Genomic DNA, 20293 nt, shown 5'->3' with positions numbered 1-20293 from the left:
CCGAATTGGTATCTATCAACAAAATATTTTCTCGGCCACAGTCGCACCGTTGCCAAATGGCGACATGGGAGGCGTCGGAATATCACCTAGTGCCTGCGGTATCGCGGCGCCTTAGCTGGGGTAACTCAAAGAAATAAGTGCATGAAGTCTGCAATGTTACAATTGCGGATCAGTTACCTGCGCCTTTGTACTTAGTAATGCGCAGTTCAATGAGGGTTTGGTCTACAAACCGGAACGTCAAATGCAGGTGACAAGGTAGTGCTTACATCTGCCGATCTGTAACAGTATCGGAGCAAGCGCGAGCAAAATCCCGTTGAGATGAAAGGGATTTCGAAAGCTGCTCCGAATTTTTTTGGAGAAATGCGAAATGAGCTACAATTATCCGAATGGCGGCGACGAAACGAATGTCGGCGCACTTGCCGACGGCTTCGCCAATACTGCAATCAACGATACTGACGTAGATGACGGCTCCACCGGCTATGTCGGCGGTGTGGCAAACGGCGACAACCGCAACAACAGCGACAGCAGCGTCGATGTCGACGTGGACTCCAAGATCGATGTCGATGCCAACAACGGCGACAACCGCGACAACTCATACGACTGGAGCTACGACAGCAAGTCGTATAGCGACAACGACAACATCACCAACACCAAGACGACCACTATTACCGATACGGACGTCAAGACCGACTATGACTGGAGCTACGACAGCAAGTCGTACAGCGACAACGACACGATCACCAGCACCAAGACGGACACCGACATCAAGACCATTACCGATACCGATATCAAGACGATCACCGATACTGACACCGATATCAAGACGATCACCGACACCAACAGCCACAATACGACGACGACCGACAGCTTCAACAAGACGGACACAGACTTCGCCGTTCTTGAAGACGTCAAGGATTTCGACAACCTCGGGATCGCCGGCGGCAACCTCAATATCGGTGACAACTTCTCGTTCACGCTTGATGTCGACAACATCCTCAACGGCTCGCTCGGTGCTGGCGGCAACGGCTTCAGCGCTGTCCAGGCAAATCATCTTGCCGACCAGGACAGTGCCTGGAACATCAAGATGGATAACGAAGGGGCCCGCAACCATCTCGAAGCGGACGGCGGCAAGGCCTTCGGCTCGGAAGGCATCGACATCGGCGGTGCCGGCTGGGCAGGCGGCGCAGGCGACGACGTCACCGGCACGAGCACGGCAGATGCTTCGGCGATCATTGCCAATTCCGGCTTCCATCTGGAAGTCGTGCAAGGCGCCAACCTGCTCTCCAACACGTTCGACAGCAGCGTCGTAGGCGGCAACCTGGCGGGGGACGACGCCGACTCTGGAGCCTGACCTCCGACCACTGCGGAAACAAACTGCACCGGCATTGCGCCGGTGCAGTTTGGCGGCTTGAGAAGCGGCTGAGAAGAATAGCTCGTCATCGATGAGTTTGCTGCCTTTCAGGCCGGACACCGTGTTGAACGGGAGGGGCTGTCATGCATGCAGAGAAGATTTCGGAAATCGTTGCCCATTTCATCGGCTTATTCGGCGCCGCAACCGACGAAGCGCGGATGCGAAGCAATTACCTGGACGGCGCCCGTCCGCGCGAAGCAGATCCTTCGCTGTCACAGGACGAGGTTTCCAGCCCGGCCTTCGCTTCGAACCTTCAGCTGAAAGATTACGATCCGGGCGTCGATTACCGCTCCGTCAGCTATGATATTAACTACGGAGATCCGCGCCACTTCGGCGGCGTATTCGAAGAGACCCTGAAGAAGCTGGCCGAGATTGCATCGCGCGATCTCAGCGCTCCACACTTCGGCGCCAATGTCTACCTTCCCGGCGAAAAGGAAGAAGAACTCGAAGTCTTCCAGGGACCAGGCTCAGTCATCAGCCATGTCGCCCAGGCGAATATGCTGATCGACGACGACCACCTGAATATGACCGGCGATCAGCCGGAGCTGCGCGACACGAGCTTCGTCACACACCGCCTCATGGAATTCAGCGAGAAAGCGGACGCCTCTACGCCCTTCTCTTCCTATGACCGCGTCGATACGCAGGAGGGCCTGCGGGCGATCGCCGACGATATCCACGAGTTTATCCAGGCGGCGCGTGAGAGCGGCGCAACGACGATGGAAAGCGGGGAACCGCAGATCATCGTGCTCCCAGACAACCAGATCGACGGCGTTAGTACTTATACTTATGTGAACGGTCAGCTCGTCGAAGACGCGCCTTCGATCGACGACTTCATGCCCGACCGCGGCATCGCAACGCCGCCCGCGGAGCCTGAGAAAAGCGACGTACCCGTGGAACAGGATGGCGGCAGCGGCAACAGCCTCGATGTGGCCGCAGGCGCCAATGTGCTTGTAAACGTGGTGGAGATCACCGAGACGGCGATCATATCGCCGGTTACCGCCGTGATGGGAAACTACCATCAGATTGATGCGATTTCGCAGTTTTACGTCTATAGCGACCGCGACGAGATCGCTTCCGTCTTCAATCATGACGACAGCGCGACGACCGTTGCGAACAACATCGCGATTTTCGAGCGCAGCACTTACGACGACGGAAGGCCGGATACCGCAGAACCGGCGGCTGAGACGATCTTTCCGACCGCATGGCGCGTCAGCGTGATCGAAGGCGATGTTTCCTTCGTGAACTGGATCGAGCAGTATCACTTCATCAGCGACAACGACACGATGACTGTGACGACGACCGGTTCGGAGGCAACCGTGCTGACGGGTGGCAATGCCGCCGTCAACCTTGCCTCCTTCCTCGGGATCGGCATGCAGTACGACCTGATCATCGTCGGCGGCGACATTCTCGACATGAATGTCATTTCGCAGATCGCCCTGCTCTACGACAACGACTGGGTGCGCGCCGAGGACGGAGCTCCGGGAGCCACCGTGCAATCCGGCAACAATCTGATCTGGAACCTCGCATCCATCCATAACGTCGGCGCAAACGACCGTTTCGAAGCGATGCCCGACTATGTGGTGCAGACGCAAAAGGCAATCGAGGACCGCGATGCAGCGATGCCGTCGGGGCTATCGCATGACGGCAATTTCGAAGGTTATATCGGCCTTAACGTCCTCTACATCACCGGCAATCTCTACGATGTGAACATCATCAAGCAGGTGAGCATCCTTGGCGATTCCGACGACGTGACACAGGCCGTATCGAACATTCTCGAGCACAACCAGGGCGCCGATATAAAGATCGACACGGGCAGCAATGCCGTCGTCAACATCGCGCAGATTACCGATTACGACAGCTTCGGCCAGACGACCTACCTTGCCGGCCAGCTCTATTCGGATGCCATCCTGATCCAGGGCGGCCTGGTGGAGCACGACACATCGCAGCCACAGCCGAACAGCGATCATCTCGCCAATGAAGTTATCGCATTCCTCGGGGAGGACGAGCCGCTTGGCGGATCCGAGGACGCGGTCATCAACGCAGGTCATGACCTTTCATGGACGCTGGCGCAACCGGCCGACGTAATGCAAACCGTCGTCGCCTAACCGGAGCCAGAGGGAGACGTTACGTGAACCATATTTCAAAACAGACGCTTGCCGCCGACCGCTCGCTCAGATTTGGCAGTACCGGCCGCGTCGACGAAACGGTGACGGGCGCATGCATGTCGGCGATCGACGAAGCCGTTGCGAGCCTGCGGAAGCTCACGGAGAACCGCACGGCGCCGGCGCAGTCCGTTTCGCCTACCGAGCCGAAGGCCGAAAAAGCACCTGAGCCGATCGAAAATCCAGCCGAGGAGACGGTCCCGTTGATCCCGCTACGCTCGCAAGCCGTCCCAGGTCCCGAGCGGTCGACGGAACAGGCGAAGGCCGGGGAAACCTTTGCCAAGACAACACCTGACACGCCCGTCGTGCCGCTCAAGACGCCGGGTGATCAGAGCGAGGCAAAGGCCAATCCCACAATTCCTTTCGGCAAGACAATCGACGGCAATCGCGGGCCAATCAGGGAGAACGAGCGCCGCCAGCGCAACGACGGCGGCAACAACGGCAAGACCCCCGATTTTGGCGGTGGCGGCGGTAGCGGCGGTGGCGGCGCCAGCTTCCACAAGCGCAGCGAGCCGGTGAACTTTGCCGTTAGCCTCGCAAGGGGTATCGCAGCTGTCCGGCGCAACATGGTCATCGTCATGGCCTTCACGATCGCCATCAACGTGTTGCTGCTTGCGATCCCTCTCTATCTCTTCCAGATTTCCGACCGCGTGCTGACGAGCCGTTCAATCGATACGCTGGTCATGCTCACGGTTGCCGTTCTAGGCGCCGTCATCCTGCAGGCCTTCATGGATTCGATCCGGCGCTTCATTCTGATGCGCACGGCGGTCGAGCTCGAAGTGCAACTCGGGGCGCCGATCCTGAGTGCCGCCGCTCGCGCATCGCTGCACGGCAACGGCAGGGACTACCAGACGTTGCAGGATCTGCAGCAACTGCGGTCCTTCCTGACCTCGGGCACGCTCATCGCCTTTCTCGATGCACCGCTGATGCCGCTCTTCGTCGTCGTGGTCTATCTGGTGCATCCACATCTCGGTCTCATCATTATGACCTGCTGCGCAGTGCTCTTCGTCATCGCCTATTTGAACCAGAAGTTCACGGCGCGGCAGTTCGCGGAGGCGAACGGCTATCTCAGCCGTGCGAACTTCCACCTCGATTCCATGTCGCGCAACTCGCAAATCATCAATGCGCTCGCCATGATCCCCGAGGCGGTGAAAATGTGGGGCCGCGAGACGGCCGGCTCGCTGAAATCGCACGTCTCGGCGCAGGACCGGAATATCGTCTTTTCCGGCGTCTCGAAGGCCTGCCGCATGATCACGCAGGTCGCGCTGCTCGGCTGGGGCGCGCATCTGTCGCTTTCGGGCGAGATGACGGGCGGCATGGTTATTGCGGCCTCGATCGTTTCGGGCCGCGCGCTGGCGCCGATCGAAGGTGCAATCGAAGGCTGGCAGCAGTTCAACAAGTCGGCGTCTGCCTTCGGCAGGATCAAGCAGCTGCTGATCACCTCGCCGCTGAACTTTCCGCGGCTGCGGCTGCCCAATCCGGAAGGCCGGCTGGATGTCGAGCGTATTCTCTTCGTACCGCCGCCGCAGAAGAAGGTGATCCTGAACGGCATCTCGTTCTCCCTGAAGAAGGGCGAGTCGCTGGCGATCATCGGCAATTCCGGCTCCGGCAAGACGACGCTCGGCAAGATGCTCGTCGGCTCGATCCTGCCGACCTCCGGCAACGTGCGCCTGGACCTCATGGACCTGCGCAACTGGGACCAACGGCAGTTCGGCGAAAGCATCGGCTATCTGCCGCAGGACGTTCAGCTCTTTCCCGGTACGATCAAGGCCAACATATCGCGCATGCGCGACGACGTCGAAGACCAGCAGATCTTCGAGGCGGCCGTGCTTGCCGACGTACATGAGCTGATCGCGAGCTTTCCACAGGGCTACGAGACGATCGTTGCCGCCGATGGTGCCCCGCTTTCCGGCGGCCAGAAACAGCGTATCGCGCTTGCCCGTGCGTTCTTCGGCGATCCGAAGTTCGTCGTTCTCGACGAGCCGAACTCCAACCTCGATTCGCAGGGCGAGGCAGCGCTGGCACGTGCCCTCATCCATGCGAAGAAAAAGGGCATCACGACGGTAACGATCACGCAGCGCCCCGCCCTGCTGCAGTGCGTCGACAAGATCCTGCTTCTGAAGGAAGGCTCCGTCGCCATGTTCGGCGAGCGTGTCGAGGTCCTGGAAGCGCTTTCCAAGAGTAACGGCCGGCAGCCGCCGCGTATCGAAGGCAACGACAATGGTGAGTAAAAAACCGCAACCGGCCGGCAACCCGATCGAATGGTACAGCGAAGTGCCGCGCTCCATCCGCTATCACAGCATCATCGGGCTCGGCGTCCTTTTCGCCTCCTTCGGCGGCTTCGGCTTCTGGGCGGCAACCGCACCTCTTGCTTCCGCAATCATCGCGCAGGGCAGCTTCGTCGCAACCGGCAACAACAAGATCGTGCAGCATCTCGAAGGCGGCATCATCAAGGAAATGAGCGTCAGCGAAGGCGATGTCGTCAAGGAAGGCGACGTTCTCGTGACACTCGACCCGACGGCCGCGCTCTCTAACGAGCGGATGCTGAAGCTGCGGCGCCTGCGCCTTGAAGCGGTGGTGGCGCGGCTGCGCGCCGAGGCCCAAGGCGCCCGCCAATTCAAGATACCCGACATCGTCATGGCCGAGGCGAGCGACCCAGACGTCAATGCGATCATCCAGAGCCAGAACGTCGTCTTCCACAGCAAGCAGATCAAGCTGGAAGAACAGCTCAACCTCATCGAGAAGAACATCAAGTCCCTGGAATACCGCTTCAAGGGATACAACGGCCAGAGGGAAGCCTTCGAGCGCCAGCTGGCTCTTCTGACCGAAGAGCGCGATTCCAAGGCGCGTCTCGTCAAGGTCGGCTATATGCGCAAGACCGACCTTCTGGCGATCGAACGCGCCATGGCCGACGCGCTGGGCGATATATCGCGGCTGACCGGCGAGCTCAATGAAAGCGAGGCGGAAGTCGCCAAGTTCCGTCAGGAAGCGGTCATCGCCGTCAACTCCAACAAGCAGGCTGCACTCGACGCCCTGGAAACTGCCGAATCCGAACTTGACAGCGTGCGCGAGCAGGTTCGCGAAGCAGCAGGCGTCCTCGAGCGCACGGTCATCCGCTCGCCGGTCAATGGCACCGTCGTGCGCACCTATTATCACACCGCAGGCGGCGTCATCACCACCGGCAAGCCGATCATGGAAATCCTGCCCGCGCATGTGCCGCTCATCATCGAAGCGCAGGTACTGCGCACGTCCATCGACCAGTTGCATGAGGGCCAGACGGCAGCCATCCGCCTTTCCGCGCTCAACCGGCGCACGACGCCGGTGCTGAACGGCAACGTCTTCTACGTTTCCGCAGACTCGATCGAGGAGAATGCCGGCCAGCAGGTGAAGGATGTCTATATCGTGCGTGTCCAAATACCCGACGAAGAGATCAGTCGGGTTCACGGCTTCCATCCGGTGCCCGGCATGCCGGCCGACGTGCTGATCCAGACATCCGAACGCACTTTCTTCGAATATCTGACGAAACCGATCACCGACAGCATGTCGCGTGCATTCAAGGAACGCTGATGGCAGCAGGCAGCAAAAGAAAACAAAAGCCTCCTACGGCGATCTGAAGTATCGTTTCACTAGAGGATCGACGGAGGGAGGCTTTCATGGCGGCGATGTCTGACGTGCTGCTGCGGGTCGGCCGCCTGAACTATGTCTGGACCAATACGGAAAGCCTGCTGATCTACATCATTGCCCACCTTCTCAAAATCCGGAAGGATGCGGCAATCGTCGTGTTCTTGACGCTCAACACGACACGGGCGAGAATCGACCTGGTCGAGCGCCTCGCAAAGCTGCATTCCACGCCCGCAGCAGACCGCAAGGCCGTTCTTCACGCCATGTCGCGCATGAAGAAGGAATCCAAGATGCGTAACAAGTATAACCACTGCATCTATTCCTTCGACGACAAGGGCCAGATCTCCGGCACGCAACTGATGCGCTTCGTCGAGGACGACAAGGAAATTAGCTACGGCAAGGTCGAGCAACTCGACGAAAAGGAGATTGCGGCGTTGGAGAAATCGATCGCCGAGATCGTCTCGATCAGCCAATCGCTCTGGAGCTTCATTAACGCAAGCTCACATGTTTCCGGCGAGCTTTAGCCCTGCTCCTAACCCCCGGCGGCTAATCATATTTAATAGAAACGTTTCATCCGAACGGCATATTTGAAGCCCTGCATTTGCCCTTAGAATGAAGCCTCCCGAATGTGTTATGGGTATTGGGAGGGGACCATGCGCATTGACGTGATCGACACCGAGGCCGGCTTCGAGGCTGTCCGCGAAGACTGGGATCGGGTCTATATGGACGATCCTCATGCGCAACACTTCCTGTCCTGGATATGGCTGAAGTCCTATCTTTTTCATCGCAAACGCTGGTTCATCCTAGCGCTGCGCGAACGCGAGGATCGCTCTCCCTACGTCGCCTTCTTTCCTCTGCGTGTCACAACCCAGCATGACAAGAAGACGGGCGTCTTTTTCGACGAAATCATCATGGCCGGCAATTTTTCGGCCGACTATACCGGCTTCATCGCGCAGCCAGACTATGAGCATCACGCGATCGCCGGATTTGCCGCCTATCTGAAACGGCAGAACTGGACGCATCTGAAGCTGGAATATTTCAGCGGCCCTCCGGAACGGCGCGAAGCACTGGTTCGCGCGCTGCAGGGGCCGGAGGTGATGTTCCGCGACAGCTCCCCGCGAAATCCCGAAAACATAGACAACTGCATCTGCCCGGTCGTCACGCTGCCACCGAGCTTTGACGACTATCTGGAACAGAAGATGAGCAGCCAGACGCGCCAGAAACTGCGGCGCTTCCTGCGCAAGGTCGAGGGCGACGACGACTATCGCATCACGATGGCGACGCCGGAAACCATCGACCGCGACCTCGATATTCTCTTCGAGCTGTGGCGCACGAAGTGGATTGGGCGGAAGGGCAAGGAACGCACCGAACGGCTGATCGGAGCGACGCGCCAATTGCTGATGGACAGCTTCAAGGACGGCAATCTCGATGTGCCGGTGATGTGGTACGGCGACCGGCCGCTCGGCGCATTGGCCAACATCATCGACCGGCAGAAGAAGTCGATCCTCTTTTACATCACCGGCCGCGACGAGACCTGGAAGACGCCTTCGCCCGGCCTCATCCTGCATGGCTACTGCATTCGCAGGGCGATAACGGACGGATTCAAGACATACGACTTCCTGCGCGGCAACGAGCCCTATAAATACATGTTCGGCCCCGACGAGCGCCGGATCAGTTGCACATTGTTCCGCACGCGCAGCGGCCGCAATCTCGGTGACGTGATCCATCCCCGCAGCATCCGCTTCGTCTACGACCAGGCGCTGCAGATGTACCGCGACGGCGCCAAAGCCTTTGCCGAAGCGGCGTTCCGGCAGCTTCTCGAAACCGTCCCCAGCCATATGGGTGCGGAGTTCGGGCTGGCGAGCCTCATGTTCGAGAAGGGCAAGCTGCACGAAGCCGAGGCCGGCTTCACGGCGCTTATCGGCCGCATCGACGACCCGAATCCGGTCTATCTGCGTCTTGGAGACACGCAACTCGCGCTCGGCAGCTACGACGAGGCTGCGAGGACTTTCGGCCGCATCATCGAACGCTCGCCCTACGACGCGCAGGCGCACTACAAGCAAGGGGTGGCACTGGCGGCGGCGGGCCGCCAGCCGGAGGCTGCGCGCGTCTTCGCCATGGTCGAGCAATATAACTACGACAATCCACTGCAGCGGAAATTCGCTGAAAAGTCGCGCGAGGCTCTGCGGCGGATCGTCAGCGAAACCGAACAAGCCGCAGCGGCGCCGGTTGCTGCAAGCAAAGGGCAGAAGACATCGCGACGGAACCAGACCGGCAGGGCTTCGGCAAAATTCGAGCGCGGAGCGGCGCAACTGGTGCCGGCTTGAGGCCATGCTTTTTCACAGAGACTGCCGAACCGATATAGTCTGGTACGCGCGGGACGAGAGCCGCGTTGCGCTCGGCCAGAGAGCCTATGGATTCGACGGAATCCACGCCAAGGAGGAAGCGCAGGGCAATTCCCCGACGACTGCGACATACGATCTTCGGTGCACTCGCCAGCAACACTCTTGGGATTGGTATCTTCTGGAATTTGCCGCTCACGTCCGCTTTTTCACACCGGGAGTTCCCTGTTCGCGCCGGGCGTGATATCAGCCGCACATGAACAAGACCTCTTCGTATTCCCCCATCCACGTCGTCGGCGGCGGGCTCGCCGGCTCGGAGGCCGCATGGCAGATTGCCAATGCCGGCGTGCCGGTCATCCTGCACGAAATGCGTGGCGTGCGCGGCACGGATGCGCATAAGACCGACGGCCTTGCGGAGCTCGTCTGCTCCAATTCCTTCCGCTCCGACGACGCGACGAGCAATGCCGTCGGCGTGATCCATGCCGAAATGCGCATGGCAGGCTCGCTCATCATGGCCTGCGCCGACAAGCACCAGGTTCCAGCGGGCGGGGCGCTCGCCGTCGATCGCGAGGCCTTTTCCGACGCAGTGACGAAGCTCATCAACGACCATCCGCTCGTCAGCGTCGTTCGCGAGGAAGTGACTGGGCTGCCGCCGAAGGAATGGGATCTGGCGATCGTCGCCACCGGACCGCTGACGGCGCCGTCACTGGCTGCGGCAATCCAGGAAGAAACGGGTGCGGACGCGCTTGCCTTCTTCGATGCGATTGCACCGATCGTTTATCGCGACAGCATCGACATGGATATCTGCTGGTATCAGTCGCGCTACGACAAAGTCGGTCCCGGCGGCACCGGCAAGGACTATATCAACTGCCCGATGGACGAGGAGCAGTATAATGCCTTCGTCGACGCGCTGATCGCTGGCGACACCGTCGGCTTCAAGGAGTGGGAAGGCACGCCCTATTTCGACGGCTGCCTGCCGATCGAAGTGATGGCGGAGCGCGGTCGCGAGACGCTTCGCCACGGGCCGATGAAGCCGATGGGGCTGACCAACGCGCATAATCCATCGGTCAAAGCCTACGCCGTCGTGCAGCTTCGTCAGGACAATGCGCTCGGTACGCTCTACAACATGGTCGGTTTCCAGACGAAACTGAAATACGGCGCGCAGGCGGAAATCTTCCGGATGATCCCGGGCCTGCAGAACGCCGAATTCGCCCGCCTCGGCGGCCTGCATCGCAACACCTATATCAACTCGCCGACGCTGCTCGATCCGTCGCTGACCTTGAAGTCGCGGCCGGGGCTGCGGTTTGCCGGCCAGATCACCGGCTGCGAGGGTTATGTCGAAAGCGCCAGCGTCGGGCTGATGGCCGGGCGTTTCGCCGCCGCCGAACGCAAGGGCGAAGCGGTATTGCTGCCGCCGGCGACCACGGCTCTGGGTTCGCTGCTTGGCCATATCACCGGCGGGCATCTCATTACCGACGAGGAACCGGGCAAGCGCTCCTTCCAGCCGATGAACATCAATTTCGGCCTGTTTCCGGACCTGCAGCCGGGCTCGATCGTCAAACCGGAGGGCGTCAAGCGCTTCCGCGGCAAGGACAAGACCATCCTGAAGCGGCAGCTGATCGCCAAGCGCGCACTTGCCGATTGCACCGCGTGGCTCGGCCAGAGCGCGCCCTTTGCAGTGAGCGCCTGAGTTTTACTGATTGTTGGCTGCCGGCCCTTCGGCCGGCGGCAGCGCAAGGTCTGCGTCGGCGACGTAATTGCCGAGCAGCCACAGCGAAACCTCGGCTGCCTCCTTGGCGGAAGCGAATTCGAAAACGCCGTTGTGATGCGGGTGATCGAGGAAATCGATGACCAGGCCCCTTCCCGTTTCCGAACTGACGACGCGCACCCTGCCCGGCTCCAGCACATGGCAGGAGAAGTGGCGGTGCATATTGCGCATGAAGCCCGCCTTGTTGTCGTGCAGTCGCACGAAAACCACCTGTCCGTCGGCCGTCGCCTGGAGCTGGCGGATCGCCTCGTGCGGGAAGGCACGATTGAATTCTAGGATCGCGAGACCGGTATCGTGAAAGCCCTCCCCATCCTTGTTCTGCGCGGCCATGCGGGTCGCGACGAAGGCCAGGAAGACCACAAGGGCAAAAATGACGGACCAGACAATCATGCTCAACGCCGTTTTCTCCGATTCAGGCTTAGCGGTTGTCCGCTTATAGTGCCCGAGCCTTGCGCGAGTTTGAACAGATTCAGATTTTCCTGCGCATCAGCGCCAGCGTCATGCCGAGCTGGCGGCGCCATTGCGGCTGTTGCAGCGATTGATCAAACAGTGCAGCACCAGCCTTCCGCGCCTTCATCAGCATTGGCTCGGCAAGCGTCACCGGCAGGAAGGCTGGGAAAATGGCGGGCGGGAGCACGACCGCACGGGCCTTTGCGAGATGATCGCGGCCAAGACCGACGAAGGCTTCGATAGCAGCGGAAATTCGCGCCTTGTCCTTGCCCGCCAGGAAGCTCTCGCGGTCGAGGCCGGTGGCGCTCAGAATTTCGAGCGGAATATAGAGCTGGCCGCGATGGCGGTGCAGCGGCATCAGCAGCAGCATGCCGGCAATAGCCTGTGCGACGCCAGCATGGCCCGCGGCCTCCGCGGATTTCGCCGCCTCTTCCGCCGACAAGACGAGGCTCGCCAGCTGGATCAGCGCGGAGGCCGTCTCTCCGGCATAGCCTTCGAGTGAGGTGCGCGTTTCCATCGGATCGTCGTAGAGATCGAAAATGCGCGCATCGATCATGTCGATGAGCGTCTGGCGCGGCAGGCGGTGGGCTTCGACCGCGCTCAGCAAGGATGCGGCAACAGGATTTGCCTCGGTCGAGCCGTGGGCGCTGCCTTCCAGCAGATCGCGCCAGTATTGCATGCGCACCTCGCCGGGCAGCGGCTCGTGTACGAGATCGCGGATGCGGGCGAGTTCGGCATTGAAGGCGTAAAGGGCGGCGAGTGCGCCGCGCTTGTCCTGCGGAGACAAAAGGCAGGCGAGATAGCGATCGCGGTCGCTGTCGCGCAGCATCGCCAGGCAGATCTCCTGGTTGCTCATCGGTTTGTCCGTCATTGTCAGACCGCGATCAGGGCCGCCGCGACGGCGCGCGATTCTGCGAGCATGATGTTGAAGGTCCGGACGGCAGCACCCGTGCTCATCGGGTCGGAGGAAATGCCGCGGGCCTTCAGGGCATTCTTCAGCTCCGGCGGCAGGCGGCGAAGCTCGGTGCCTGTCCCGACGAGCAGAACCTCGATGTCATCTGCCTCATCCAGCACTCTCTGGAAACTCTCGACGGAGAGCGCCTTCGACATATCCATGTCCCAGCCGTAGATGCCTGATGGAAGGCAGAGGATAGAGCCGCGATGCGACATATCGGCAAAGCGGAAGCCGCCATTTCCGTACGTGTCGACGGGAGCGCGGCCGGGGAAATGGGCCTCGCGGATTTCGATGCCTTTAGCCATGGCTTACACTGTGGCCTTTCCGGATTTTTCATCGGTGGTCCCATCCTCGTTCTCATCGAAGGTCTTCGGGCGAAGCCTGAAGAGGATCAGTACCGGTGCTGCAATATAAATGGAGGAGAAGGTTCCGACGGCAACGCCGAAAAGCATGACGAGCGCGAAGGAGCGGATGACCTCGCCGCCGAAGAGGTAGAGCGCGAGCAGCGCAAGCAGCGTCGTGGCCGACGTCAGGATGGTGCGCGACAGCGTCTGGTTGATCGAGGCGTCGATTAGGATCGGTAGCGGCATCCTCCTGAAGTGCTTCAGGTTTTCGCGCATGCGATCGTAAACGACGACGGTGTCGTTCAGCGAATAGCCGACGATCACAAGCAATGCGGCGATGCTCGTCAGATTGAATTCGATCCCGGTGACGACGAAGGAACCGAGCGTCAGGATGACGTCGTGCAACGTCGCGATGATGGCACCGACGGCGAACTGCCACTCGAAGCGGAACCAGATGTAGACGAGGATCGCCGCAAGCGAAGCAAGAACGCCGAGCGTCGCCGTCTTCGTCAGCTCGCCGGAAACAGCGGGGCCGACGACTTCGACGCGGCGGAAATCATACTGGTCCGCAAGCTCGCTGCGCACGAGGGTGATTGCCGACTGCTCGGCATTTTCGCCGCCGCCCTGCGCTTCAATGCGGATGATGGCGTTTGCGGCATCGCGCAGGCGCCTGGCCTGGATATCGCCTATATTCAGTTGGCTCAGCCGCGAACGGATATCCTCAAGATCGGCCGGTCCCTGCTTGGATCTCACTTCGATGACGGAGCCGCCTGTGAAATCGATGCCGAGATTCATGCCAATCGTCGTTACGGCCAGCATGGAAACGAGCGAAAGGGCCGCAAGCGCGGTGAAGCTGTAGCGGCGGATGCCCATGAAGCGGATGTTCGTGCCGTCGAAGAGATCAGTGTGGACGCTCTTCGGCAGATGCTTGAGGCGGCGGTGGCGCACCCAGGCAACGACCAGCGGGCGCGTGAAGAGGAAGGCCGTGAACGTCGTCGTTAGAATGCCGATCGCAAGCGTGACTGCAAAGCCGCGTATGGCATCGCTTCCGAGGTAGAAGAGGATCGCTGCCGCAATCAAGGTCGTGATATTGGCATCGACGACGGTCATAAAAGCCCTGGAATAGCCTACGCCGATCGCCTGATCGAGATGCGTGCCGCCTTTGACCTCTTCGCGGATGCGTTCGTAGATCAGAACGGTGGCATCGACCGCAATGCCGATCGTCAGCACTATCCCTGCAACACCCGGCAAGGTCAGCGGCGCTCCCGACAGACTGAGAACCGCAAGGATCATCATGATGTTGACCACAAGCGCAGCGCCGGCAATCACACCGAGGATACCATAGAAAGCCACCATCAGGCCGATCACGAAAACGGCCCCGACAAGCCCTGCGACGAGGCCGGAAAGGATGGATCCGGCGCCGAGACCGGGATCGATCGTCCGCTCTTCGACAATCGTCAGCGTTGCGGGAAGCGCGCCGGAGCGCAAGACTGCGGCGAGGTCCTCCGTCTCCTCCTGCGAATAGTTGAGCGGTATCTCACCCCTATTGCCGGTGACCGGTTCGCGGATATCAGGCGCGGCAATGACCTGATCGTCCAACAGGAGCGCGAAGGACCGCCCCACATTGTTCTGCGTCAGCTCGGCAAATCGCCTGGCACTCTCGGGATTAAAGCGAAAGGTCAGGATGGAACTGTCTTCGTCGTTGCCAGGCTCGACCTGGAAATCGCTCAAATCGGCCGACGACAGCACTTCCGTGCGCTCTACAAGGTAGGCGTCCGGCGGGTCATCCTGCGAATAGACGATCCGCGAGCGCGCCGGCACGGTGCTGCTCATCGCATCCTGCGGCGACATGCTGCTATCGATCAGGTGGAAGGAGAGCCGGCCATCCTGGCTCAAAAGATCCTTGAACCGCTGCGGGTCGGCGAGACCCGGCACCTGAACGGACAATCGATCCGGGCCGCGGGTTTCGATGACAGGATCAATCCCGCCCGCCTCGACGGCACGGCGGCCAACGATATCGACCGATTGTGTGAGCGCCGCCGACAGGCTTCGGCCGATCGCCTTGCCGGTGATTTGCAGCGTCAGCTGGCCGTCATTGCCTTTCGAGAGCGTGACGTCGGGATCCGGGGCTCCGGTTGCCGCAGCTGTCAGCGGCGTCAGAACGCTGACGGCCCGATCGATCTGGTTCGGATCGGTGATGCGGACCTGAATGGTCTGCCCATTGCCGGCGAGGCCCGTATAGCGAATTCCCGCTTCACGCAGCCTGCCGCGCACGCTCGCAACGGTATTTTCGAGCCGCTTCCTGACGATATCGGAGCGCTCCGCCTTCAGCACGATATACGAGCCGCCCTGGAGATCGAGGCCGAGGGCCACCCGCTTGTGCGGCATCCAGCCCGGCAGCGAGACGTCCGTGAAAAGATTTGGGGCGGCGCATAGCGCCGCCACAAAGACAATGAGCCAGATCAGAACTGTTTTCCAACGGGAAAGATGGAGCATTTCAGTCTCGACGCCTCTGATCCGGCTGATCTGCCTGCCGGAATTACGCGGCGTCTGCCTTTACGGGCTCGCCCTTCACGCGAACGTCGGCGATACCGCTGCGGACCACGCGAACGCGCACGCCCTCAGCGATTTCGACTTCCAGTTCCTTGTCGTCGACGACCTTCGTTACCTTGCCGACAAGGCCACCAGCCGTGACGACCTGGTCGCCGCGGCGGATCGCGCTCAGGGTCTCTGCACGCTTCTTGGCCTGGGCGCGCTGCGGACGGATCAGCAGGAAGTACCAGACGACCATCAGCGGCACGAACAGGATGATCATTTCGAAGCCGGAGCCGAAGGGCGACGCAGCGGCATCCGGTGCGGCCTGGGCAAATGCCGGGGTGATGAACATTGATAAGCTCCTCAACTACGGGCGGCGTATATCCGCCTCTCTTTTTCGGGTGGCCGGACTATAGTTGCGGCAAGAACGAATGCAACAAAAACAGCCTGCGGGCGTACCGATTCCCCTGTCTCATAACCTTTCCGCTGTGGAAAGGCCATGCTACTGCGCGTCGAAAAACTCGGGCGCGGATGCCGCGGCAGGAAATTCAGGAGGACATGCAATGGCCGAAGAACTGAACAGCGTCATTTTGCAGGAGCTGAGGCGGCTTGCCAATGCGGTCGAGCGGTTGGCGGGTCCAGCGCCCGGCGTCAACGACTGGAATGCCGCCGACTGTTTCGTCTGGTCGCCTGCCCGCACGCATCTGCAGCCCGTCGCGCGGCCGAACCGTATTGCCTTGAAGCTCATCCGCGGCGTCGACCATGTGCGTGACATCCTGCACGAAAACACGGTGCGCTTTGCCGAGGGATTTGCCGCCAACAACGTGCTGCTCTGGGGCGCGCGCGGCATGGGCAAGTCGTCGCTGGTCAAAGCCGTGCATGAGGACGTGCGGCGGGAAAGCGGCGTCTCGCTGAAGCTTGTAGAAGTGCATCGCGAGGACATTGCGAGCCTTCCGACCCTGCTTGATATCCTGAAGGAAGTGCCGCATCGCGTCATCGTTTTCTGCGACGACCTTTCCTTCGACCATGACGATACCGCCTACAAGTCGCTCAAGGCAGCGCTTGATGGCGGCATCGAAGGCCGGCCGGACAACGTGCTTTTCTACGCTACCTCCAACCGTCGCCACCTTTTGCCGCGGCATATGATGGAAAACGAGCAGTCGACCGCGATCAATCCATCCGAGGCCGTCGAAGAAAAGGTATCGCTTTCCGACCGTTTCGGCCTCTGGCTCGGCTTCCACAAATGCAGCCAGGAAGACTATCTCACGATGATCGACGGCTATGCCGAGCATTTCAAGCTGACGCTCGATCGCGAAAAGATGCATGCGGAAGCGCTGGAATGGGCGACCACGCGCGGTGCGCGCTCCGGCCGCGTCGCATGGCAGTACATCCAGGATCTCGCAGGGCGCATGCGCGTCACGCTCGCCCGCGCCTGAGCCGGGCCACGGCTGCCGCAGAACGACAAAAGCCCGGCGGTCAGCCGGGCTTTTGCACTTCCCCGAGACGCTTTACCTATTCGAGGAAGGTGATCGGATTGACCGGCGAGGCGTCCTTGCGGACTTCGAAGTGGACCTGCGGTTGCTTGACGCTGCCGCTCATGCCGGAGACGGCGACAGTCTGGCCGCGCTGGATCTTCTGGCCACGGGCGACGCTCAGCGTGTCGGCATTGCCGTAGACGGTCACGGTGCCGTCGTCGTGGCGGATGAGGACGGTGTTGCCGAGCTCCTTCAAACCGTTACCGGCATAGATGACCACGCCGTTTTCGGCGGCCTTGATCGGCGTGCCCTGCGGCACCGAGATGTCGATACCGTCGTTGCGGCTGCCATTGACGTTCGCGCCGTAAGCGGCGATGACGGCGCCGCGCACCGGCCAGCGATATTTGCCGATGCCGGTCGATTCCGGGGCTGCGGAGGCGACATCGGACTTCTTCTCGACTTCGTCGACGGTCTGTGTTGCGACCGGCGCCTGGTAGGAGACCGGCTGAGCGGACGCCGTTTCAACTGCGGCCGGAGCAGCAGGCTTCGGCTCGGCCTTGGCCGGAATGGACGCGGTCTTCGTCTGATCGGCGGAACTAGAACCGTTCGGGATCGTCAGCGTCTGGCCGATGCGGATCGAGCTTGCGGAAAGGTTGTTCGCAGCCTTGAGATCATCGATCTTCGTGCCGGTCGCCTTGGCAATCTTGGCGAGGGAATCGCCCGGCTTGACCGTGTAAGTGCCGCCGCCTGCATTCGGGTCTTTTCCGGCACCGGCCGCAATCTTGCCTGCGGCCGCATCCGCGCCTGCCTGCGACTTGTCGCGAGCAGCACTTGCGCCCGGCAACACCGCGAGATTCTGGTCCGGCGTCTTCGACGGCTGCGGAAGCTTACCGGTCTTGGAAAGGTCGGCGGCCTGCGCGGCAGCCTTGGCAGCATTCCTGCCGCCGTTAAAGGTCGGGATGAGGATCGTTTCGCCCGGCTTGATGGCAGCGGCCGACTTCATGTTGTTGACGCGGAGGATTTCCTTTTCGGGAACGCCGTAGCGGTTGGCGAGCGTCGACAGATTTTCGCCCGGACGCACCAGGACGGTGGGCGCGTTGGCCGCGGACCATCCGGAGACCTTCGGCGTCGTGCCTGTCGTCATCGGATCGGGCGCAGCCAGCTTCGGAGCAGCCTGCATCTGGCGGGGGGCCTGCGAGCTGGAAGGCGCTGCCGGGAACGGCTGGGCCATGGCAATCTGCTTTTGCCGCGACGGCGCTGGGGATGCGTCCGTCGGGGCGGCAAGTTCGGTGCGCTGGACAGAAACTGGAGCAGATGCAAGGCGCGCGCTGGAGCTTGTCGTTCCGGTCGTCGCCGGATAAGGCTGATTCAGTGCGTCATTGCTGGCATTGTATGAGGGTTGCGCCATTCCGGACTGAAGATCGGCGCTCGGGACCGGATCGCCCTGTGAGCCATTCATGTTCCGCCTCGGCACAGAACCGGTTGTCATCTGATCCTGGCCCGACCCGGCAAAGAGGCCGCCGAAGCGGGTCACATCCGAACTGCAGCCCGTTGCGGTACTTGCCAGCAAGGCAATAAACAAGAGATTGCCGGCCGGCTTTCCGAACTTTGGCGAAACGCTAAAACGCATGACTCGACCCACTCATAACTCAACCATTCGTGGGTATATTAAAGCGCGTTAGTGTTACCACCCGGTTAAAGCGCTGGAATCAGTGCGATTTTTTTTGAGGAATTGATAACCATAGTCTTGCGGGTGGGAAATCATAGCCGCCGGACACACCGGAAATGCTCGCCAAAAGGCCTCAGAGCTGGGAAGCCAATCTCGGCACGATGGGCAAATAGGGTACGTCGAAAAGCTCTTCGCGCTCGAAGCGGCTGCCGGTCTTCGTCAGCCGGACCATGCGGCACTGGTCCTCGGAGATCATCAGCGGCGCGATCATCGAACCGCCGGAGACGAGCTGGTCGGCATAAAAGCGCGGCATGGAATTGAAGGCAGCCGTCACCAGGATGCGGTCGAAAGTCCCCTCGCCCTGCAGGCCGTTGCTGCCATCGGCCTGCCGGACGACGATGCTGCGAAGGCCAAGCTGATCCATGCGGCGCTGCGCATTGGCCGTCAGCGTCTTGTAGCGGTCGATCGTCAGCACGCGCTCGGCGATGCGGCCGATGACAGCTGCGGTGAAGCCACTGCCGGTCCCCACTTCGAGCACACGCTGGCCGGGCTTGACCTTCAGAAGATGCAGGATGCGAACGGCAAGATCGACGCCTTCCAGGAACGAACCGCACTCGATCGGGATCGTCCGGGTGGAATAGGCGTCGTCGGAAAATTGCGGCGGCACGAAAAGCGAGCGCGGCGTCTGCTCAACCGCAGTCAGCAGATCGATGTCTGAGATACCCTCCGCCCGCAGCCTCAAGACGAGTGCTGCAAAACCTTCCTTCTCGACCAGCCGTGCCGTCAAAACGTCCTACTCCGTACCCGAAAGCGCCCGCGCCACGCGGTCCTTCACGGAATAATCGGTCAGATCCAGTTTCAAAGGCGTTACCGAAATCTTATTATGCTTCAGCGCGTGAATATCCGTGCCCTTTGCAAAGGCGCCGGCACGCTCGCCGAACTTCAGCCAATAATAGGGTAAGCCGCGGCCGTCGGAGCGCGCATCGATCTGCAGGTTGAAGGCGAGCTTGCCCTGGGCTGTGACTTCGGCACCCTGCACATCCTCCGGATGGCAGTTCGGGAAGTTGAGGTTGAGGAAAGTGCCTTCCGGCAGGTCGACCGTCATCAGCCTGTCGAGCAGCGCGGGCGCATGCGCCTCGGCGACCTCCCACGGCACGATGCGCGCCCCGTCGGAATAGCTATAGGCCTGGCTCAGCGCAAAGGAGCGCACGCCCTGCATCGTGCCTTCGATCGCGCCGGCGATGGTGCCCGAATAGGTGACATCGTCGGCGACGTTCGAACCTGAATTGACGCCCGAAAGCACGAGGTCAGGCTTGATGTCCATCACCTGCTTGATGCCCATGATGACGCAATCGGTCGGCGTGCCGCGGAGCGCGAAATGCTTGTCGGCCACCTGACGCAGACGAAGCGGCTCGGAAAGGCTTAGCGAATGAGCCAGGCCGCTCTGATCCGTTTCCGGCGCGACGATCCAGACATCGTCGGAAAGCGTGCGCGCTATCCGCTCAAGTGCCGCGAGACCTTCGGCATGGATGCCGTCGTCATTGGTGAGCAGGATGCGCAT

General features: G+C 60.8%; 16 protein-coding genes. 8 read left to right on the top strand and 8 right to left on the bottom strand.

The features are described from left to right. The first annotated feature begins 367 nt into the window (after positions 1–367). The 7 genes from A3C3_RS0114795 to trmFO all read left to right on the top strand — a co-directional run bounded on the left by A3C3_RS0114795 (position 368) and on the right by trmFO (position 11226). Positions 368–1351, top strand: coding sequence for a hypothetical protein (locus tag A3C3_RS0114795; protein WP_022715378.1), 984 nt, complete (start codon positions 368–370; stop codon positions 1349–1351). A 143-nt stretch (positions 1352–1494) separates the two neighbouring features. Then, the gene (locus A3C3_RS0114790) at positions 1495–3516 is read left to right on the top strand and encodes a hypothetical protein (RefSeq protein WP_022715377.1); all 2022 of its coding nucleotides are present in this window, start codon (positions 1495–1497) and stop codon (positions 3514–3516) included. A gap of 23 nt (positions 3517–3539) precedes the next feature. Further along, positions 3540–5804: a type I secretion system permease/ATPase gene (locus A3C3_RS0114785; protein ID WP_022715376.1), complete on the top strand. Its 2265-nt coding sequence runs from the start codon at positions 3540–3542 to the stop codon at positions 5802–5804. Continuing rightward, the gene (locus A3C3_RS0114780) at positions 5794–7140 is read left to right on the top strand and encodes an HlyD family type I secretion periplasmic adaptor subunit (RefSeq protein WP_022715375.1); all 1347 of its coding nucleotides are present in this window, start codon (positions 5794–5796) and stop codon (positions 7138–7140) included. Before A3C3_RS0114785 ends, A3C3_RS0114780 begins: the two co-directional genes overlap by 11 nt. An 86-nt stretch (positions 7141–7226) precedes the next feature. Then, a complete protein-coding gene (locus A3C3_RS0114775) occupies positions 7227–7718 on the top strand; it encodes a hypothetical protein (protein WP_022715374.1) in 492 nt (163 codons plus the stop codon). Positions 7719–7847: 129 nt separating this feature from the next. Beyond that, entirely contained in the window at positions 7848–9521 is a 1674-nt protein-coding gene (locus A3C3_RS38450) for a GNAT family N-acetyltransferase (RefSeq protein WP_022715373.1), read from the top strand. A gap of 271 nt (positions 9522–9792) precedes the next feature. Beyond that, positions 9793–11226 (top strand): methylenetetrahydrofolate--tRNA-(uracil(54)-C(5))-methyltransferase (FADH(2)-oxidizing) TrmFO, encoded by a 1434-nt coding sequence (gene trmFO / locus A3C3_RS0114765; protein ID WP_022715372.1) that lies wholly within the window; start codon positions 9793–9795, stop codon positions 11224–11226. A 3-nt stretch (positions 11227–11229) separates the two neighbouring features. Here trmFO and A3C3_RS0114760 read toward each other — a convergent pair whose 3' ends face one another. From A3C3_RS0114760 to yajC, 5 genes are all read right to left on the bottom strand, one after another. Continuing rightward, positions 11230–11700: a hypothetical protein gene (locus tag A3C3_RS0114760; RefSeq protein ID WP_028739664.1), complete on the bottom strand. Its 471-nt coding sequence runs from the start codon at positions 11698–11700 to the stop codon at positions 11230–11232. Positions 11701–11773: 73 nt separating this feature from the next. Beyond that, positions 11774–12610, bottom strand: a complete 837-nt coding sequence (locus tag A3C3_RS0114755; RefSeq protein WP_022715370.1) for a phytoene/squalene synthase family protein — start codon at positions 12608–12610, stop codon at positions 11774–11776. Positions 12611–12627: 17 nt separating this feature from the next. Beyond that, positions 12628–13014, bottom strand: coding sequence for an Mth938-like domain-containing protein (locus A3C3_RS0114750; RefSeq protein ID WP_022715369.1), 387 nt, complete (start codon positions 13012–13014; stop codon positions 12628–12630). A 3-nt stretch (positions 13015–13017) separates the two neighbouring features. Next, entirely contained in the window at positions 13018–15549 is a 2532-nt protein-coding gene (gene secDF, locus A3C3_RS0114745) for a protein translocase subunit SecDF (RefSeq protein ID WP_022715368.1), read from the bottom strand. Between the two features lie 43 nt (positions 15550–15592). Then, on the bottom strand, positions 15593–15940 hold the full coding sequence (yajC, locus tag A3C3_RS0114740) for a preprotein translocase subunit YajC (RefSeq protein WP_022715367.1): 348 nt from the start codon (positions 15938–15940) through the stop codon (positions 15593–15595). Positions 15941–16151: 211 nt separating this feature from the next. Here yajC and A3C3_RS0114735 point away from each other — a divergent pair, with 211 nt between their 5' ends. After that, on the top strand, positions 16152–17024 hold the full coding sequence (locus A3C3_RS0114735) for an ATP-binding protein (RefSeq protein ID WP_022715366.1): 873 nt from the start codon (positions 16152–16154) through the stop codon (positions 17022–17024). 76 nt (positions 17025–17100) lie between these two features. Here the strand turns inward: A3C3_RS0114735 and A3C3_RS0114730 are convergent, their stop codons facing one another. The 3 genes from A3C3_RS0114730 to surE form a co-directional block, all read right to left on the bottom strand. Then, positions 17101–18693, bottom strand: a complete 1593-nt coding sequence (locus A3C3_RS0114730) for a peptidoglycan DD-metalloendopeptidase family protein (protein WP_022715365.1) — start codon at positions 18691–18693, stop codon at positions 17101–17103. 172 nt (positions 18694–18865) lie between these two features. Further along, on the bottom strand, positions 18866–19519 hold the full coding sequence (locus A3C3_RS0114725; RefSeq protein ID WP_022715364.1) for a protein-L-isoaspartate(D-aspartate) O-methyltransferase: 654 nt from the start codon (positions 19517–19519) through the stop codon (positions 18866–18868). A gap of 6 nt (positions 19520–19525) precedes the next feature. Then, positions 19526–20293 carry a 5'/3'-nucleotidase SurE gene (surE, locus tag A3C3_RS0114720; protein ID WP_022715363.1) on the bottom strand — a complete coding sequence of 256 codons (768 nt, stop codon included), beginning with the start codon at positions 20291–20293 and terminating at the stop codon, positions 19526–19528.

Source organism: Rhizobium mongolense USDA 1844 (genome assembly GCF_000419765.1).
GTDB lineage: Bacteria > Pseudomonadota > Alphaproteobacteria > Rhizobiales > Rhizobiaceae > Rhizobium > Rhizobium mongolense.
The sequence above is the reverse complement of the archived record's forward strand: the minus strand, read 5'-3'. Positions and strand labels throughout refer to the sequence as shown.